This is a genomic window from Brachybacterium sp. AOP43-C2-M15, assembly GCF_052446295.1.
In the GTDB taxonomy this organism is placed as follows: Bacteria; Actinomycetota; Actinomycetes; order Actinomycetales; family Dermabacteraceae; genus Brachybacterium.
In genome coordinates this window covers 163,000-181,720 of sequence record NZ_JBQSWB010000008.1, presented here as the reverse complement: position 1 = coordinate 181,720, position 18,721 = coordinate 163,000, and the positions used below count along the sequence as shown (strand labels likewise).

13 protein-coding genes are annotated in these 18,721 nt (G+C 73.4%); 4 read left to right on the top strand and 9 right to left on the bottom strand.

What is annotated here, in order from left to right:
• Positions 1-2 precede the first annotated feature (2 nt).
• The 6 genes from ACT3SP_RS10755 to ACT3SP_RS10730 all read right to left on the bottom strand — a co-directional run bounded on the left by ACT3SP_RS10755 (position 3) and on the right by ACT3SP_RS10730 (position 7,937).
• Entirely contained in the window at positions 3-1,841 is a 1,839-nt protein-coding gene (locus ACT3SP_RS10755) for a CDP-glycerol glycerophosphotransferase family protein (protein ID WP_444587284.1), read from the bottom strand.
• A gap of 179 nt (positions 1,842-2,020) precedes the next feature.
• On the bottom strand, positions 2,021-3,949 hold the full coding sequence (locus ACT3SP_RS10750; RefSeq protein ID WP_444587283.1) for an SIP domain-containing protein: 1,929 nt from the start codon (positions 3,947-3,949) through the stop codon (positions 2,021-2,023).
• A gap of 9 nt (positions 3,950-3,958) precedes the next feature.
• A complete protein-coding gene (locus ACT3SP_RS10745) occupies positions 3,959-4,930 on the bottom strand; it encodes a FecCD family ABC transporter permease (RefSeq protein ID WP_444587346.1) in 972 nt (323 codons plus the stop codon).
• Positions 4,931-5,037: 107 nt separating this feature from the next.
• A complete protein-coding gene (locus ACT3SP_RS10740; protein WP_444587282.1) occupies positions 5,038-6,033 on the bottom strand; it encodes a FecCD family ABC transporter permease in 996 nt (331 codons plus the stop codon).
• 9 nt (positions 6,034-6,042) lie between these two features.
• Entirely contained in the window at positions 6,043-7,086 is a 1,044-nt protein-coding gene (locus ACT3SP_RS10735; protein ID WP_444587281.1) for an ABC transporter substrate-binding protein, read from the bottom strand.
• Positions 7,087-7,214: 128 nt separating this feature from the next.
• Entirely contained in the window at positions 7,215-7,937 is a 723-nt protein-coding gene (locus ACT3SP_RS10730; RefSeq protein ID WP_444587280.1) for a DUF4194 domain-containing protein, read from the bottom strand.
• Positions 7,938-8,100: 163 nt separating this feature from the next.
• On the opposite strand from ACT3SP_RS10730, the gene ACT3SP_RS10725 reads away from it, so the two are divergent.
• Positions 8,101-9,513, top strand: coding sequence for a hypothetical protein (locus tag ACT3SP_RS10725; RefSeq protein ID WP_444587279.1), 1,413 nt, complete (start codon positions 8,101-8,103; stop codon positions 9,511-9,513).
• Between the two features lie 87 nt (positions 9,514-9,600).
• Positions 9,601-10,032 carry an MGMT family protein gene (locus ACT3SP_RS10720; protein ID WP_444587278.1) on the top strand — a complete coding sequence of 144 codons (432 nt, stop codon included), beginning with the start codon at positions 9,601-9,603 and terminating at the stop codon, positions 10,030-10,032.
• A gap of 18 nt (positions 10,033-10,050) precedes the next feature.
• Here ACT3SP_RS10720 and ACT3SP_RS10715 read toward each other — a convergent pair whose 3' ends face one another.
• On the bottom strand, positions 10,051-11,607 hold the full coding sequence (locus tag ACT3SP_RS10715) for a DUF3375 domain-containing protein (protein WP_444587277.1): 1,557 nt from the start codon (positions 11,605-11,607) through the stop codon (positions 10,051-10,053).
• A gap of 186 nt (positions 11,608-11,793) precedes the next feature.
• Between ACT3SP_RS10715 and ACT3SP_RS10710 the strand changes: the two genes are divergently transcribed.
• Positions 11,794-14,793, top strand: a complete 3,000-nt coding sequence (locus ACT3SP_RS10710) for a glycoside hydrolase family 2 TIM barrel-domain containing protein (RefSeq protein ID WP_444587276.1) — start codon at positions 11,794-11,796, stop codon at positions 14,791-14,793.
• Between the two features lie 124 nt (positions 14,794-14,917).
• Positions 14,918-15,649 (top strand): hypothetical protein, encoded by a 732-nt coding sequence (locus tag ACT3SP_RS10705; RefSeq protein WP_444587275.1) that lies wholly within the window; start codon positions 14,918-14,920, stop codon positions 15,647-15,649.
• Positions 15,650-15,719: 70 nt separating this feature from the next.
• Here ACT3SP_RS10705 and ACT3SP_RS10700 read toward each other — a convergent pair whose 3' ends face one another.
• Together ACT3SP_RS10700 and tgt are read right to left on the bottom strand one after the other, a co-directional pair.
• Entirely contained in the window at positions 15,720-17,267 is a 1,548-nt protein-coding gene (locus tag ACT3SP_RS10700; protein ID WP_444587274.1) for an outer membrane protein assembly factor BamB family protein, read from the bottom strand.
• Positions 17,268-17,310: 43 nt separating this feature from the next.
• Positions 17,311-18,594, bottom strand: coding sequence for a tRNA guanosine(34) transglycosylase Tgt (tgt, locus tag ACT3SP_RS10695; RefSeq protein ID WP_444587273.1), 1,284 nt, complete (start codon positions 18,592-18,594; stop codon positions 17,311-17,313).
• Positions 18,595-18,721 lie beyond the last annotated feature (127 nt).

Here is an 18,721-nt window from a genome sequence, read left to right as displayed (position 1 = left end):
TGTCAGGAGCGGTCGCGGTCTCGCGGCGGCCGAGGAGAGTGGTCGCTGCCCGCTTCGTGCGCGCGGCCCTCGGCGCTTCTCGCTGCCGGGAGCGTAGCATCGCGATCCTCCGGATCACGGCCCCGGTCCTGGTCGGCGACGAGACCGAGCTCCCGCCGGGAGACCTCGATGAAGCGCTCGGCGTACGACTCGCGCGGGATGTCGCCGAGATAGTAGGTCGCCCACCGGTGCCGCTCCTCGCGATGCGGGTCCGTGGCGGTCAGATGGTCCAGCATCTCGTCGAGCTCGAGGACGTCCCCGTCCTGGACGACCAGCACGTAGGCGGCGCGCGCCATCGGGAACAGCTCGACGAACTCCTCGGCCCCGGTGCGCGGGGAGACCATCGCCAGCGGCTTGCCCGAGTGGAGGAAGTCGCCGACCACCGCGGAGACGTCGGAGATCATCGCGTCGGCGGCGTTGAAGCAGTCGACGATCGTCATCTCCTCCTCGGCGAGGGCGCCGTAGAGGTGCTCGCGCCCGGTCGCGGCGGCGTCGGCGGCCAGCATCTCCCGGATCTCGCGACAGGCCGCCCGCAGCTCCGGGGAGCGCTCGCTGTAGGGATGGGGGCGGAAGACCACGCGGCAGCCGCGCTCGAGCAGGGCGCGGACGATGGTCGTGCCGACGGGGAGGGAGGAGTAGTTCGTCTCCGCCTGGTATCCCAGCCACGTCGGGGCGTACAGCACGGAGCGGTCGGCGAGCTCGCCGATCGGGCCGCGCTCCTCGGCGACGTGCTCGACCTGCGGGCGGCCGACGATGCGGAAGATCTCCGGGGAGATCGGCACTCCGAACGTCTCGAAGCGGTCGATCGCGGCCTGGCCGGCGACGAAGTCGAGGTCGTACATGCGGATGATCGGCGTCGCGCTCGCGGCCTTGTCCGACTCGCCGTGCAGGAGCTGGATGTGGGTCAGCTGCGAGTAGCGGACCATGTGGTTGTTGCGCATGGCGTTGTTGACGTAGAACACGCCGCGCGCGGACGGCACCATGAGGTCGTCGAGGTCGGTGAGGGAGCGCCGCAGCAGCACCGGGTGGTCGGTCACCGCCTCGAGCTGGCGGAAGTTGGGGACGTTGCGTGTGACCAGGACGAACGGGACTCCGATGCGTTCGAGGTACGGGAGCCACATCGTGATCTGGAAGGCCGAGCGCGGCGGGGCGTACCAGTACACGTAGAAGACCGGCGCGAGGTCCTCGAGGATCTGGGGCAGCTCGGCCTGGAAGCGCCGCCGGGCGCTGACCCGTCCCGCGATGTCGGCGAGCGCGAAGGCCGAGAGCCCGATCGAGAGCACGGCGAGGAGGATCGCCGCGGGCAGCAGGACCAGATGGGCCGTGGTGGCCAGGGTCAGGATGATCAGACCCACGAGGTTCAGCGGGAAGACCCAGCCGTAGGGGAAGGCCGCTCGATTGCGGGCGGGCCGGTTCGGGAAGCCGGCGGCGTACGGGACGGCGACTCCGTTCAGCGAGCTGAGCATCGGCTCGAACGCGAACGCGAGGATCGTGAGCACACAGGCGGTGATGCCGAGCGCCCCGAGCTCGCCGAAGGTGTACAGCTGCACCGTGGCCGCCGCGATGAGCAGGAACCGGGCCGTCTGGTAGCGGCCGGTGCCGCCGATCCCCCGCGGGACCCGGAACAGGGTCCTGCGCTGCCGCCACAGGATGATGGCCATCGGCACCAGCGGCGCGATGAGGACGATCGGCTCGCCGCTCAGCCCCACGGCGACCACCGTCGAGAGGACGGCGAGGGTGTTGACCAGCAAGGGCCACAGGGACAGCATGTCCGCGGCCTTGCTGATGCTGATCGTGGTCACGCTGACTCACCTCTCGTTCGGGGCGCAGGAGTCGTCGACCGCCCACGCTCCGGACGAGTCATCGCATGATCTTGCCATGGCCGGGGGCGACTCGCCCAAGTCTCGGCCACCGACCCCGGGACGCGGACGCCGCCGCACCCTCGATGTGTCCAGCGCCTCGCGCCCCGGGGGCCGCGTGCTCAGTTCTCCGGCCGGCCCTGTCGCCAGTACCCCATGAAGGAGACCTGCTTGCGGTCCAGGCCCAGCTCGCTGACCAGATGGCGGCGCAGGGCCTTGATGACGCCGGCCTCGCCCGCGAGCCAGGCGTAGAAGGCGCCGTGCCCGGTGGTGGTCTCCCACAGGATGGTCGCGTCGACATCGACGTCCTCGAGCTCCTCCTGCGCGACGGCCCCCGCGCCGTCGGCCTCGTTCTCGCGGAAGGCCTGGGCGTTCTCGCTCATCACGCGGCGCACGGCGGCGTCCAGCAGCTCGCCGTGCGGGCGTCCCTCCCGCGGCAGCCACGTGACCTGCACCCCGGAGCGGGTGAGGATCCGCTGCTCGTCGGCCGCCTCGGGCACCTCGAGCAGGGCATGGCCGGTGATCGTGGCGGGCAGGGCCTCGAGGATCGAGCCGATGGCGGGCACGGCGGTCTCGTCCCCCACCAGCAGCACGGTGCGGGCGGTGCCGGGGCGGAACTCGATCCCGCCGTAGTCCGGCCCGACCAGGGCCCGGTTGGGGCCCAGCATGGAGACGGTGTCGCCCTCGCGGACGTCGCGAGCCCAGCGGGCGGCCACACCCTGGCCGGGCACCTCCTCCGGCTCCGGATGGAGCACGAAGTCGACGTCGAGCTCGGGGTGGTCGCCCCGATTGCCGGGGTGGCCGGCGGCACGCAGGTCGCGCACGGTGTAGGTGCGCATCCAGCCGCGGTCGGCAGGGTCGATCCGCAGCCAGGCGCGGTACCACTCGGCATGGGTGGCGGGATCGAGCAGGGCGCCGGGGCGCACCGCGGCGAAGTGGTCGGCGCTCGCCTCGGGGCCGGGGACGATGATCTTGATCCGGGTGTCCAGCGGGTGGCAGTTGGTGCCGAAATGCTCCAGGTCGGGGCCGGTGAAGGTCAGGCGCACGAGGGAGGGGCTCAGCGGGGTGCGCGCGGCGACGGTCAGCTCGAAGGCGAGCATCGCGCTGTGCTCGAGGGCGGGCACCAGCCCGGAGCCCGCGGCCCCGGCATCGGCGGTCTCCGCCGTGGCTGAGGCGGTCACGGTGCCGGCGGAACTGGTGGCGGGCGTGGTGGTGGACGTGGTGGTGGACACGGTGTCCTCCTCCTGTCGGTGTGTGGTCGGGGCGGTGCGGTCACGGCCCAGCGGCAGCACCATCGGGGTGCCGGTGACGGGGTCGGGGGCGATCAGGGCGTCCAGGGCGAAGACCTCGTGGACCATCTGCTCGGTGATGACCTCTGCCGGGGAGCCCTCGGAGTGGATCTCCCCCCGGCGCACGGCGACCAGGTGGTCGGCGTAGCGGGAGGCGAGGTTGAGGTCGTGCAGCACGATGCCCACGGTGGTGCCCCGCTCCCGGTTGAGGTCGCGGACCACGTCGAGAACCTCGAGCTGATGGGTGACGTCGAGATAGGTGGTGGGCTCGTCCAGCAGCAGCACCTCGGTCTGCTGGGCGAGCGCCATCGCGATCCACACCCGCTGGCGCTGCCCGCCGGAGAGCTCCTCGAGCAGCCGGTCCTGCAGCTCGTCGGTGCGGGTCGCGGCGAGCGCCTCGGCCACCGCCTGCTCGTCCTGCGCGGACCATTGCGGGAACAGCCCCTGATGGGGGTAGCGCCCGCGGGTGACCAGCTCGCGCACGGTGACCCCGTCGGGCGCGATCGGGGTCTGCGGGAGCAGCCCCAGGCGGCGTGCGAGCTCCTTGCCGCGCAGCGAGTGGAGGTCACGGCCGTCCAGCAGGACGCCGCCGCTGCGCGGGGTCAGCAGGCGGGACATGCCGCGCAGCAGGGTCGACTTCCCGCTGCCGTTGGCACCCACGATGATCGTGATCCGCCCCTCGGGCAGGCGGAGGGAGAGGTCGTGCACGATCTCCCGGCGGTCGTACGCCAGGTGCAGGTGCTGGGCTTCGATCAGTGCCATGTCTCGAGGTCACCTTCCGGTGCGGGCGGTCGGGGTGCGGGTGAGCATCCACAGCAGGAACGGGGCGCCGAGCGCGCCGGTGACCACACCGGCGGGCAGATGGGTGCTCCCGAAGAGGTTCTGGCCGGCGAGGTCGGCGAGCAGCACGATCACGGCACCGACCGCGGCGGCCAGCGGGAAGCTGGGACGGCCCGCGAGCATCCGCGCGATCGGCCCGGACAGGAAGGCCACGAAGGAGAGCGGGCCGGTGACCGCCACGGTGAGCGCGCTGAGGGTGACGGCGACCAGGATCAGGGCCACCCGGGTGCGGGGCACCGACAGGCCGAGGCTGGTGGCGGTGTCGTCGCCCAGCTGCAGGATCCGCAGCCGGGTCACCAGCAGCGCGAGCGCCGGCACCAGCACCGCCACCGCGCTCCCCAGCACCGCGACCCGGTCCCAGGTGGAGGTGGACAGCGAGCCGATCATCCAGTGCATGGCATCCGCTGCGTTCTGCAGCGAGAGACGGCTCAGCAGGTAGGAGATGAGCGCGCTGAGGGCGGCGGCCACACCGATCCCGACCAGCACGAAGCGGTTGTCCACGGCGCCGGCGGCCCCCGGCCGACCGGCACCGGCCACGGCGAGGATCAGCAGGGAGGTCAGCAGGCCGCCCGCGAGCGCGAACCAGAACAGGGTCCTGCCGTCGGCCTGGAAGTACGCCATGGCGATCACCGCCCCGGCGGAGGCGCCGAGGGTCACGCCGATCACGTCGGGGCTCGCCAGGGGGTTGCGCAGGAGGGTCTGGAAGACGGTGCCGGACAGGCCGAAGGCGGTGCCCGCGAGCAGGGCCACCACCGCGGTGGGCAGGCGGTTCTCCATGACGATGAAGGAGATGCCGGGGACGCTCTCCCCGCCGATCACGCGCAGCGCCTGGTCCAGGGGGACCATCGGGGTCCCCACGAGCACGCGGGCGAGGACCAGGCCCAGCACGACGAGCCCGGCCACGAGCGCGGTGAGCGCGGCGCGGCGCGTGCTCGGACGAGAAGTGCCCGGACGAGAAGTGCCCGGACGGCGGGCTCCCGGCCGTGGGCCGCGGTGCGGTGCGGAGGTGCTCACAGGCCCACCTGCCGTCGGGTGCGGATGAGGATCACGAAGACGGGCACCCCGATCAGGGCGGTCATCACGCCGACCTGCACCTCGGCGGGCGGGGAGATCACCCGGCCCACGGTGTCGGCGAGCAGGATCAGCACCGGGCCGCCCAGCAGGCACAGCGGCACGATGCGGCGGTAGTCCCCGCCCACCAGGAGCCGTGCGGCGTGCGGGACCACCAGGCCGAGGAAGCCGACGGGCCCGGCCAGCGCGACCGCCGCGCCGCACAGCAGGATGATCGCGATGCCCAGCAGCACCCGGGCCCGGGTCACGCGCACCCCGAGGCCCACGGCGGCGTCGTCGCCGAGGGCGAGGGCGTTGAGCACACCGGTGGCCACGCCGATCACGACCACCCCGATCGCCATCAGCACGCCCACGCCCGCGATGTCGGTGAGGCTGCGGGCCCCGAGGGTGCCCACCTGCCAGAACCGCAGCCGGTCCAGCGAGGAGTCGTCGAGCATCACCAGCGCATTGGTCACCGAGAGGAGGCCGGCGGTGATCGCGGCCCCGGCGAGGGCGAGCTTGACCGGGGTGGCGCCGTCCCGCCCGAGGGACGCGACCGAGTAGACGGCCACGGTGCCGACCGCGGCGCCGAGCAGCGCGAGCACCATGAGCTGGGGCACCCGGGAGACGTCGGCGAAGTACACCCCGAGCACCACCGCGGTGGTCGCCCCCGCATTGATCCCCAGGATCCCGGGGTCGGCGAGCGGGTTGCGCGTCATCCCCTGCATCGCCGCCCCGGCCACGGCGAGCGCCGCCCCGACCGCGATCCCGGCCGCGGTGCGCAGCAGCCGGGAATGGACCACGACGTGGTCGGCGAGACCGCCGTCATAGGCGGTCAGCGCCGCCCACACCGTGACCGGCGAGACGGTGCGGGCACCGACCGCGAGCGAGAGGACGCACGCGATCACCAGGGCCAGCAGGCCCCCGGTGAGCGCGAGCGGGGTGGAGCGCGGCACCGTGCCCGATCAGCCGCGGACGCTCTGGGCGACCTCGACCACGGTGGGGACGAAGTTCTCCAGCGCCCAGGGCAGGCTGAGCGCGTTGGCGGCCGAGATCGACAGGGTGAGGTGGTCGTCGTCGGTGAGCACGACGCCGCCGCCGGAGACGGCGGGGATCTGGGCGAACAGGTCGTTGGCCTGGAAGTCCTCGACGGTGCTGCCCGCCTCGGCCCAGGTGTAGAAGATGTCGGAGTCGAGCTCGTCGGCCCGCTCGGCGGACCACTCGAGGAAGAAGTTGTCGGCGTCCTCGGTGTTCTCGGTGATCACGTCCGCCTGGGTCATGCCGAGCGCGGTGAAGAAGCGGGGGCGGGTGTCCTCGCCGACGTAGAGGGAGATCGAGCTGTCGGCCAGGCCCAGGGTGCCGGCGATGAACGTGGCGCCGGCGACGGCGGGGTTCTCCTCGCCCACGGCGGCGAGGTCCGCCGTGATCGACGAGGCGAGCTCGGAGGCCTCGTCGGCGCGGCCGGTGGCCTGTCCCACGGCGGAGAGCACCTCGTCCCAGGAGGCGGTGTAGTTCGGGGCGAGCGGGCCGATCGTGGGGGCGATCTTGCTCAACTGGCCGTACTCCTCCTCGGTGAGCCCGGAGTAGGCGGCGACGATGAGGTCGGGGGTCAGCGCGGCCATCTCGTCGTAGTTGACGCCGTCGGACTCGTCGTACTGGGTGGGCGCGCCGTCGGCGTCCCAGCCGGCGCCGAGCTCCTCGAGCTTCGCGTCGATCCAGTCGGTCGAGCCGTTGTCGTTGCCGCCCCAGGTGACGGTGGGCATGCCGGCCGGGACGATGTCGAGGGCGAGCAGCGTGTCGGCGTTGACCCAGGAGACCGTCACGATGCGGGTGGGCTCCGCCTCGATCTCGGTCTCGCCGTAGATGTGGGAGACGGTGACGGGGAACGTGCCGTCGCCCGCTCCGCCGCCGTCGGTGGAGTCGGTGTCCCCGCCGACGGCGCCGGAGCAGGAGGCGAGCGCGGGGACGGCGAGCGCGCTCAGGACGAGCGATCGACGGGAGAGCGTCATGGAGGGTCGGTCCTTCTCGGTCGGCAGCACCCCGGCGGGGAGGTTTAGGAGAGCCTCACCTTATTGCGCAACGACGACGGCGCACAATTGCTGGGAGCGTGTCCCTCGACACGCCGCCGACCGCGGGGTCAGCTCTGCTCCCGCTCCGCCGAGGAGGACCCGTCCGTCCTGTCCTCGCCGTCGACGTCGGCGGGCTCCGCGTCCTCGTCGTCGCGCGGGTCCTCGAGCCCGCTCACTCCGGCCTCGCGGTAGAGCGCGATGAACTCCCGCGCGGTGTCGGGGCCGATCATCAGGCGCAGCACCGGGGAGACCTCGTAGTCGTCGCCCTGCTCGTCGAGCAGGCCGGCGCGCTGCACCTTCGCGATCGAGGCGCGCACCTCCTTCGCGAAGCCGGCCTCGTCGGTCGAGGTGGTGCGACGGTAGGCGGCCAGAGCCTGCTGCAGTTCGGCCTCGGAGACGACGGTGCGCTGCCCGCGTGAGGACTGGGTCAGCAGCATCTGGCGCAGGACCAGCATCAGCACCGAGTCCAGGCGGTTCATGCCGGTCAGCCGGCGCAGCAGCTTGGGTGCGTCGGGATCGTCCTCGCTCTGGCGCACGAAGGCGACCTGCGCGTCGTCGTCGACGACCAGCTCGAGGAACAGATCGGCCAGCCGGGCCTCGATCGCGGCGCGGTCGCGCAGCAGCTGGGCGTAGCGGGCGCCGTCCCGGCGGCCGTCCAGGAAGGGACCCTGCAGCAGATGCACCAGCACCCGGCGGGACTCGTCGACGAGGGCGGCGCCGGGCAGCGGCGGGGTCTCGTCCTCGGACTGCGCGGGGTCGGCGGCGTCGGGGCGGGGCGCGGAGCTGATCACGGGCACCAAGCCTACCGGCGCAGGAGGGCCGGGGACCCCCTGCGTCCGGACCGGTCGGACGGAAATGCCACCATGGAAGGCCCAGAAGTGGTGGAATCGCTGGAACACGCTGGAAGACCTCCGTGCGGCCTGTGCGGAGGAATCGACCGCAAGGAGCCCGACCATGGATATGTCCACACCCGTCACCATCGGGATCGTCCTGCTGGTGCTCGTCCTCCTCATCATCCTGATCGTGGTGGGAGTCTCGTCCTCCAGGAAGAAGAAGGCGCGTCAGCAGGAGGAGGATCGTCGGCGCGCCGCACAGCTGCGCAGCGAGGCGGAGCAGCAGGATCAGGTCGTGCAGGAGCGCGACCTCCAGGCGCGCGAGACCGAGCTCGACGCCGACCGCGCTCGGCTCGAGGCGGAGCGCAAGTCCAAGGAGGCGGAGCAGGAGCAGATCGCCGCCGAGCGTCGCCGTGCCGAGGCCGACAAGGAGCGTGCGGCGGTCGATGAGGATCGCGGCGCCGTCGAGGAGCGTCGCGCCGAGGCGGATCGTCTCGACCCGGACTCCCCCGACCCCGCCGACGACCGGACCCGAGGGACCGGCACGGCCGGTGCCGCCACCGGTGGTGCCGCAGGCGCCGCAGCAGGTGGCGCCGCCGCCTCCGACCCTCACGAGGACCGGCGGGACGGCGTCCACGCCGATCCGGCCGCGACCGACCAGGCGCATCCTGCGACCGAGCACGCAGGGACCGGGCACGCAGGCACCGGGCACGCAGGCACCGGGCATGCAGAGACCGGGCATGCAGGCGCCGGGGCCGGGCACGAGCAGCCCGGGCGCGGCGATGCGTCCCCCGCCGGGCGTGACCGGGCCGACGAGAGCTCCGTCCCGGCCGCCGACGGTCGCCGCGACGACGTCCTGGACGACTCCGCGAGCGGCCATGGTCGTCGCGCCGCCCGCCCGGCCGAGGAGCAGCCTCCGGCCGGGGACGTGCGTGACGCCGGCTCCGAGGGCCTCTCGCGCGATCCCGCGGACGGCGCCGCGGGTGCGGGTGCAGGTGCCGCCACCGGTGCCGGTGCAGGCGCGGGTGCCGGTGCCGGTCGCCACGACGCCGGGGCGCACGAGGGTCGCGAGCCCGCCGCCGACGGCGGCTTCGGCCGGCCCGGTGCCCCCGACCGCGTCGACCAGGGTGCCGAGGCACCCCAGGGCGATGCTCCCCTGACCCCGCCCGCGGAGCAGCAGTTCGGGCCGCAGGGCACCGGGGACGGTCGGCAGACTCCCCCGGCCGAGCAGCAGTTCGGGCAGGACCGGGCCGACGGGCAGCCGTCCACTCGCCCCGAGGACGGCGCCGGACGGGACCCCGTCGGGCAGGACCCGGCCCGTCAGGACCCGGCCCGTCACGACCCGGCAGGGGATCCTGATCGGCTGAACCGTCAGGACCCGGGCTACGGGCAGGACGGCGGGGCCCCGGACGAGTGGCTCGACCGCCAGGAGCAGCAGCTGCGCGAGCAGGACGGCACCGGGCAGGACGCCACCGGCCAGGACCGCACCGGGCAGGACGGCCTCCCGCCGGAGGGCACCGAGCCCCGCGGCTGAGCGGCTCTCCCCCACGGCGGCCCGGGAACCTCAGGACCGGTTCCCGGGCCGCCGTGCGTCTGCGCGCACCGTGCCAGACTTGCCCGCATGACCCCCGGCACCCCGCGACCGCGCATGGACGACCTCACGGTCGAGCGAGTGCTGCGCGTGGTCGAGGCCATCCCTCCGGGCCGGGTCGCCGCCTACGGGGAGGTGGGCGCGATCGTCGGCGTGGGACCGCGGCTCGTCGGCCGCGTCCTGCGCACCTGGGGCTCCGGGGCGCCGTGGTGGCGTGTCACCGACGCCTCGGGCGACCATCCGCTCCTGGCCCGCGCGCTCCCCTTCTGGGAGGCCGAGGGCATCGTGGTGAAGCCGAACGGGAAGGGCTGCCGGATGAGGGACTTCGGCGCCGATCTCGAGGAGCTCCGCGCCCACAGCCGTCCCGCCCTCGCGGAGCTCGCCGCCGCGGAGCAGCGCGATGCAGAGCGGGAGGACGCCGAGCGGGACGGGACGGCGTCGGAGGACGGGCGGCGCGGGTGATCGGACCGCGCACCCCGCTCACTCGACCGGGACGTCCTCGAGGAAGTAGTACGAGGGGACCTTCGCGGCGTAGTCGTTGCCGTCCAGCTCCCGCCAGCTGACGATCTCGGTGGAGCCCTCGCGCTCCTGCGCATGGCTGGTGGCCAGGAACATCAGGCCGATGACGCTGGCCAGCCCCTGATCGGCCGGCCGTTCGCGCAGCACGTCACCGATCGAGGCCTGACCGCTGCGGCCGCGCACCTCGTTGACGCTCCCGGTGAGGCCCACGATGTCGATGTCGTTGGTGCGCACCAGATCCTGCAGCACCTCGACGCTGAGCGAGGTCGCGTCGTGCACCTCCGCCTCGGCGGGGGCACCGGGGTCGGTGGGGTCCTTGAGCCGGTGCTGGGCCACCGAGCTCATCTGCACCCGGGACAGGTCGAGCTCGAGCGCGAAGGGCTCGCGGGTGGGGACCTCGTCCTTCTGGGCGAGGGCCAGCCCCTGCGCCTCCTGCAGGGTCTCGAGCAGCACCCGGTGCTGGCGGAAGTCCTGCGAGCGCACGAAGCGGGCCAGCGAGCGGTACAGCTCCGTCTTGACGTCCAGCACCTCCTGCGCGGGCTCGTAGAGGTCGCTGAAGACGTTGGCGAGCTTCTCGCGCTCGTCCCTGCCGAGGCTGCGGGAGAAGTCGCGCTCGAGCAGCCGGTCCACCAGCTCCTGCGCGGTCCGGGTCTGCACGGGGTCGTTGAGCATCCGGAAGAAGGCGGTGAAGGTGCGGCCCACGCTGGACTGCCCCAGCAGGTCGTCACCCGCGAGCAGCTGCTCGAGGATCTCGCCGCGCGATCCCTCCGGCGAGAGGATCTGCTCGCGCAGGTGCAGGTCGACGGCGCGCAGGTCCTCCCGGTACTGGAGGAAGTCGCCCGAGAGCTCGGTCGCGATCTGCAGGATGTCCCGCAGCCTGTCGGTGGAGGCCTCGGGGCTGGGGAGCATAAGCTCGCCCTCGGCGAGGTCGCGGATCTCCGCCTCGATCCGCTCGCGTCGCCTCTGGAGGTCGGCCAGGCGCACGTCCCGGTCGGTCTCCGTCTCCTGGGCGAGCCGCTCGAACTGCTGGACCACCAGCTGCAGCCGCGACTCGGTGGTCGTGGGCCGATGGTCCTCGAGGGAGGCGATGAACTGGATCGCGTCGATCGCCGCGGGGGACGGCTCGAAGGTGGTCTCGGTGCGCTGCGGATCATCGCGACGGGTGAGGTAGCCCTCGCGCACCCAGCCGTCCACGTACTCGGCGGCGGTGCGGCCTCCCCGCGCCTCGCCACGGGACTCCTCGTCCCGGGACTCCTCGCCGCGGGACTCGTGCTCCTCGGACGAGTCGTCGTGCAGCAGGTCCAGGTGCGCGCCGACGCGGGCGACGAGCTCGCTGCGGGGCAGTCGACGGTCCCCGGCCGGGAAGGTCGCCTGCAGGATGGCGAGCACCGCGGGCGCCTTGGTCGCGGCGAGCAGGCGCCAGGTGCTGGCCCGGCGCAGCTGCTCGTAGGCCTCCTTGCGCGCGGACACGGCGTCGCTGCGGCGGTCGGTCCACCGGTTCGGCTCGGTCGTGGTCACGAGAGGGGAGTCTACCGGCGCACCCGGCCGCGGGGCGCGCCGCGGAGGGCGCCGACGCTGCAGCAGGACGGGGCCACCTGCCCCTCCCGGGATCTCGCCCGAGGAGGACTCGCAGGGCGTAGACTTCGTCGTGAACGTTCACGACACCGGCCCCGACCGGCCTCGAGTCCAGGAGACGCCTCACCGATGAGCACCCCGCTGCAGCCCACCGACAGCTCAGAGCGCACCGACCGCTGGTGGGAAGAGCTGCCTGCGGGCAGGAACCGACTTCGCGGCCGCGCCCACCTGCACAGCGACGCCCCGACACTCGGCCTCGACGGGACCTGGGAGTTCCGCTACGGCACCCGGGCCGACGGCTCGGACCTCGGCGAGAGCGCCGAGATCGAGGTCCCGGGCCTGTGGCAGCTGCAGGGCTACGGCGCCCCCCAGTACACCAACGTCATCTACCCGATCCCCCGCGACGTCCCGCACGTGCCGGACGAGAACCCCACCGGGCACTACTCCCGCACCGTGACCGTGCCCGCCGACTGGGCCGGGGACCTCGCCGGCGGCGCCCGTGTGCTGCTGCGCTTCCAGGGCGTGGACTCCGCGGCGAAGGTGTGGATCGACGGGGCGGAGATCGGTGTGACCGCCGGGTCCCGCCTCACCCAGGAGTTCGACGTCACCGACGTGCTCTCGGCACCCGGCGAGCACCGCCTCGACGTGCGGGTGGTGCAGTGGTCGGTGAACACCTACGTCGAGGACCAGGACATGTGGTGGGCCTCGGGCATCTTCCGCAGCGTGGACCTGCTGCTGCGCCCCGCCGGCGGCATCCATGACCTGGTCACCGTGGCGGACTTCGATCCCGCCACCGGCACCGGTTCCCTGCGCGCGACCGCCTACGACGCGGACGGCGCGGCGCTGCCCGCCACCGTCGAGATCCCCGGCCTGGACCTCGTCGCCGCCACCGGTGCCGAGGCGCTCGCGGTGGGCGAGGTGCGCCCGTGGTCCGCCGAGGACCCGCACCTCTACGACGCCACCGTGCGCACGCAGGCCGAGACCGTCAGCCTGCGCCTCGGCTTCCGCCGCGTCGAGGTGGACGGGGAGATCTTCCGCGTCAACGGCGAGCGGATCGTGTTCCGCGGCGTGAACCGCCACGAGGCGGATCCAGTGGTGGGCCGTGCCCAGCAGCTCGAGAACCAGGACCTCGACGTCGCGCTGATGAAGCAGCACAACCTCAACGCGGTGCGCACCTCGCACTACCCGCCCCATCAGCGCTTCCTGGAGGTGTGCGACGAGGCCGGCCTGTACGTGATCTGCGAGGGGGACTTCGAGACCCACGGCTTCCACGCCGATTCCACCTGGGGCGAGGACGGCACCGGTGCCGCGGAGGGCCCGGCGCAGAACCCGCTGTTCGAGGAGTCGCTCGTGGAGCGCTCGGAGCGCTTCGTGCGCCGGGACCGCAACCACGCCTCGATCGTGCTGTGGTCGATCGGGAACGAGGCGGCGAGCGGTCCGGTGACCGAGGCGATGGTGGCGCGGGTGCGGGCCACGGACGCCACCCGCCCCGTGATCTACGAGCAGGACTACGCCGCCGAGTACGTCGACGTGTTCTCCCTGATGTACTCCACCGTCGAGGAGACCGAGCAGATCGGCCGCCGCGACCTCTCCCCCGAGTACCAGGACAAGCTCACCCGGATGCTGCGCAGCTTCGCGCTCGACGTGCCCGAGCGGCACTTCGCGAACCCGCCGGCGCTCACGAAGCCGTTCCTGTGGATCGAGTACGCCCACGCGATGGGCAACGGCGCGGGCTCCCTGAAGGAATACATGGAGCTGACCGAGAAGTACCCGGCGCTGCACGGCGGCTTCATCTGGGAGTGGATCGACCACGGCCTGGAGACCACCGACGCCGAGGGCAACCGCATCTACGGCTACGGCGGCGACTTCGGCGAGCGCCTGCACGACTCGAACTTCGTGGCCGACGGGCTCGTGCTCCCGGACCGCACCCCCTCGCCGGCGCTGCTCGACGCCAAGCACCACTACTCCCCCGTCGGCCTCGTGGTCTCCACCGGCAGCGTGCGGATCACCAACCGCCACTCCTTCCGCGACCTCGCCCACCTGCGGGCCGAGGTCTCGGTCGACGCGCAGGGGAGCTGGCAGGAGCTCGAGCTGCCGCAGATCGCCCCGGGCGAGGTCGCCGAGGTGGCGCTGCCGGTGCACGACGGGCCCAGCACCACGGTGCGGCTGACCACCCGGGAGGAGCAGGGCCCGGTCCCCGCCGGGCACCTGGTCGTGACCGCGGACCACGTGGACGCCGAGCGGCTGCGCGCCTCGACCGCTGCGGCGACCCCGTCGGCCGGGACGCGGAGCGCCCCGGAGCAGGGCGAGGACCGCTCCTGGACGCTCGGCGCGGCGCGCTTCGACGACCTGGGCCGGCTCGTGGGCCTCGGCGACCTGGAGATCGAGAGCGCGGGCGTCGACCTGTACCGCGCACCGGTGGACAACGAGCGCGCCCGCACCCGATACCCGCTCGAGGCGCGCTGGAAGCGGATCGGGCTGGACGTCGCCCGGCGCCGCCTGGTGGAGATCACCGCCGAGGGCGAGGCGCTGGTGGTGCGCAGCCGGCTGGGGCTGGACGGCTCGGCCCTCGGGGCCGACGTCACCGAGCGCTGGAGCGCCGACGACGAGGGCGTGGACGTGCAGGTGACCGTGACTCCGGCCGCGGCCTGGCCCGAGGATCTGCCGCTGCCGCGGATCGGCTGGACCTTCGCCCTCCCGTCGGCCCCGGATCGCATCCGGTACGACGGCTACGGACCGCACGAGTCCTACCCGGACACCGGCGGCGGCACCACCTTCGCCAGCTGGGCCTCCACACTCGAGGACCTGCAGGTCCCGTACGTGTTCCCGCAGGAGAACGGCAATCGTGCCGGCGTGGTCCGGGCCGAGCTCCGCGGCGGCGCCGGCGGGGCCCTCTCGCTGCTCTCCCCCGAGGGACTGGGCCTCGCGGTGCGGCCGTGGTCGAGCGCGGAGCTCGATGCCCGGGACCACGACGGCGCCCTGCGGCCCGACGGCCGCACCTGGGTGACGCTCTCCGCGGCGCTGCAGGGCGTGGGCTCGGCGGCCTGCGGCCCGGAGCCGCTGCCGCAGTACGTGCTGACCGCGCGGGAGGAGACCTTCCGATTCCGCCTCTCGACCGCTCGTCCCTGAGATCGCAACCTCTCCGTCACCGCGGCGGAGCTCGCGTCCCGGCGGCGCCCGATAGCCTGGTGCAGGCGTCGCCGGGACGCCGGGACGCCACACAGCCGCCGGCCGGCGGGAAGCAGGGAGACGGATGACCCAGGGGTACGGATCGCAGGACGGGCAGCAGCCGCAGTGGGGGCAGGGCGGGCAGAACCCGCCGCCTGCCGCGCCCGCGCAGCCCTCATGGGGCCAGGGCGCCCCCTCACAGCCCCAGTGGGGCCAGACCTCTCCGCCGCCCGCGCCCGGCGGCTACCCGGGCGCAGTCGGCTACCCCGGTGCGGGCGGCCCCGCGCAGTCCCCCGCCGGGGACGGCGTCAACTGGTCCCGGGTGAAGCTGCTGGGCCTGATCCTGCTGATCGGCACCGCCCTGCTGCTCGTGGTCCGTCTCGGGATCAACCTGACGACCTTCCTCGGCGCGGAGGAGATCGTCGCCGCCGACTCCGACGCCGCTCCGGGCGCCATGGGGATCGGCACCGGGCTCGCGGCCCTGGCGCTGTTCCTGGCGAACCTGCTGCTGAGCCTCGTGATGCTGGTGCTCGGCATCCTCGCCGCCGTGATGGGTCGCGGACGGGCCCGCGTGGGAGGCATCGTGGTGGCGGTCGCGATCCCGCTGGCCGTGGTCCTGTACTGGGTCCTCAGCATCGTCGTGGGGATCGTCCTCGCCGTGACCGGCGCGGTCGACCCCGCCACGGCCGAGCTGTCGGCCTCGGACTACCGGATCAGCACCGGGATCGATACGGTGCGGACCGTGCTCATGGTCGCGATCATCGGCGTCGGCTCCTTCCTGGTGCACAGCACGGCGGCGAAGAAGCTCGCCGCCTGAGACTGTTCGGCACCCCTCGCGCGCGCCCCGCTCCTCGCCGAGGAGCGGGGCGTCGTGCATCGGCCCGACGTCAGCGCCCTAGCAGCAGGGTCCGGTCCTCGAGCGTGAGGAGCACGCGGCCTCCGCCGACGGGGTGCAGGGCCTCGACCTCCGCCGTCGTCCCGGCGTCGAGCAGCACCTCGCCGCCGCGGGCGTCGACCACCCGCAGTCGCTGGGCACCGCGCGGGCTGAGCGGCGCGGTGCGCTCGAGCGGGTCGAGCACGGCCGCGGTGCCGCCCGCCAGGGCGCCGCGCGCCTCGGCGGCCGGGGAGGACAGCGGAAGCGTCCAGGTGTTCGTGCCGTCGGCGGTGTCGTAGGCGACCACCTGGCCGCTCTCGTTCGTGACGACCATGGTGACGCCGTCGATCCCGATCCGGGAGGAGAAGGCCGCCGCCTGCGCCACCCCCTCGCCGCCCGGGGCGATCCAGTCGGCCTGCCCCTCGGCGGCGACGATCTCGCCCTCGACGTCGGTGCCCTCCTCGGTGCCCGTCGCCAGCACGCGGCCCTGGTCCATGAGGACGGTCCAGGTCCCGGGCGGGGAGGGCGCCGACTCCCACAGCACCTCCCCGTCGCGGTGGGCGGTGGCGGTGAGCGCGCCGTCCTCGTCCGAGCAGGCGGTGAGCACGAGGGGACGCTCGTGGAGCGGGTCCTGCGCGGTCGCGGTCGGGGCGGTGACGGCGATGCGGCACTCCTGCTCCTTCCCGCTCAGCAGGCGACCGACGGGGAAGCCGGTCGTGGGATCGAGCTGCACCCATCCCTGTGCGGCGTCGAAGCGCAGCGGGACGGCGGGCAGCACGCCGGCGGCGCGGGCGGCGTCCAGCAGGTCCGGGGAGCTGTCCGCCCGAGCGGGCACCGCGAGACCGATGGGGTCGGTGCCGCGGGTCTCCTCGGCGTCGGAGATCACCCACAGGGGCTCCTCGGGGTCGGAGAGCCCGTAGCCGGCCAGGCGGCAGGTGCCGTCCTCGCAGTGGCGCAGCACGATGTGCTCCTCGTCGAGCGCGAGCGGTTCACCCTCGAAGGCCGTGGTCCGCGGCTCGCCGTCGGGAGCGGCGAGGCCGGGGTCCAGGGCGAGCACCTCGGTGCCGTCCTCGGTGACCCGGACCGCGCGGGCGCCGTCGGCGGAGAGGGCGACCACGTCCTCGGGGGCGGCGTCGATGTCGCGGACCCCGGTGCCGTCGAGCAGCTCCGCGCCGCCGTCGGCACGGCGCACCAGCACCGGGGCCGCAGGGTCCTGCGGCGCGTGCACGACGTCCCCCTCGCCGAGCGGTGCGATCTCGGCACGGGCGGAGTCCTCGAGCGGCGGCACCCGCGTGGCGAGCACGGCGGGCACCGTCAGCGCGAGCGCCGTCGCGACCGCGAGCAGACCGGCGAGAAGGCCGAGCGGGCGGAGACGCAGACGACCGGCGAGCAGGGCGAGGACCGCTGCTCCCGCACCCGCGCCGGCGAGGGCGCCGCCGAGCAGGCGCAGGGCGCCGAGCAGGAGATGCTCCCCGAGCAGTGCGCAGACCCCGGAGAGCGCGAGCAGCGTGATGGCCGCCCCGATCCAGACGGTCCGGTCCACGGGCTCAGGGGTGCTCACCGCTGCCTCACCGGGGTCCGCACCTGGGTCTTCACCACGGTCCTCACCGCGGGGAGCCGTAGTAGGCGCCGGTGGTCTCCTCCCGCAGGGCCTCGAAGTCACCGCTGCGCAGGGAGGCGCGGATCCGGTCCACCAGGCGCACCACGAAGCGCTCGTTGTGGATCGTGCACAGGGTCGAGGAGAGCATCTCCTTGGCCCGGAACAGGTGGTGGACGTAGGCCGCGGTGTAGTGGGTGCAGGTGTAGCAGTCGCAGCTCTCGTCGATCGGCGAGAACTGGCGCCGATACCGCGAGCCGGTGAGGTTCACGCGACCGGTGCGGGTGTACACGGCGCTGTTGCGGGCCACCCGGGAGGGGGAGACGCAGTCGAAGGTGTCCGCCCCTGCGGCGATCGCGACGAACAGGTCGTCGACCTCGCTGATGCCCAGCAGGTGCCGGGGCCGCTCCTCGGGCAGCTCCTCGGTGACCCAGCCGACGATGGTGCCCAGGTTCTCCTTCTCGAGCGCGCCGCCGATCCCGAAGCCGTCGAAGCTCCAGCCCTCGACCTCCATCGCGCCGAGGTCGCGGGCGGCCTGCCGGCGCAGGTCCTCGTACTGGGCGCCCTGGATGACGCCCCACAGCTGCTGGTAGGGGCGGTGCGTGCGCTCGGCGGTCAGGCGGGCGTGCTCGGCCAGGCAGCGGATCGCCCACAGCCGGGTGCGCTCGAGCGCCTGCTCCTGGTAACGGCGGGAGTTCATCAGGGTGGTCAGCTCGTCGAAGGCGAACATGATGTCCGCCCCCAGCCCGTGCTGGATCTGCATCGAGATCTCGGGGGTGAAGCGGTGCACGTCGCCGTTGATGAAGGACCGGAAGGTGACGCCGTCGTCGTCGACGTCCGCGAGACGCTCCTTGCCCGCGGCGACGTCGTCGTCCTCGCCCGAGGCGGTGCGGGCCCTCTCCCCGCCGGAGAACTCGCTCGAGAGCACCTTCTTGAAGCCCGCCCCCAGGCTCATCACCTGGAAGCCGCCGGAGTCGGTGTAGGTGGGGCCGGGCCAGTTCATGAAGGCGCCCAGTCCTCCGGCCTCGTCCACGAGGTCGTGACCCGGCTGGAGATAGAGGTGATAGGCGTTGGCCAGCAGGGCCTGCGTGCCGAGGTCGCTCATCGACTCGGGCAGCACGGCCTTCACGGTGGCCTTGGTGCCCACGGGGATGAAGGCGGGGGTCTCGATCGGCCCGTGCGGCGTGGTGATCACCCCGGCGCGGGCCCGGCCCCCGTGGCGGGCGGTGATCTCGAAGCCGACGTCGGCGGGGGACGGTGCGGCGGCGGGGTCGGCACTGGGAGCGGTCACCGGACCATGATCCCACGGGGGCGGGGCCGAGGAACGCCGCGGGAACTCCGCCGCACCGGCACGGGCACGGAACGTGAACGTCGCCCGAACTCCCGAGGACGTCACGGGTCGCAGCGGCCCCCCGGCA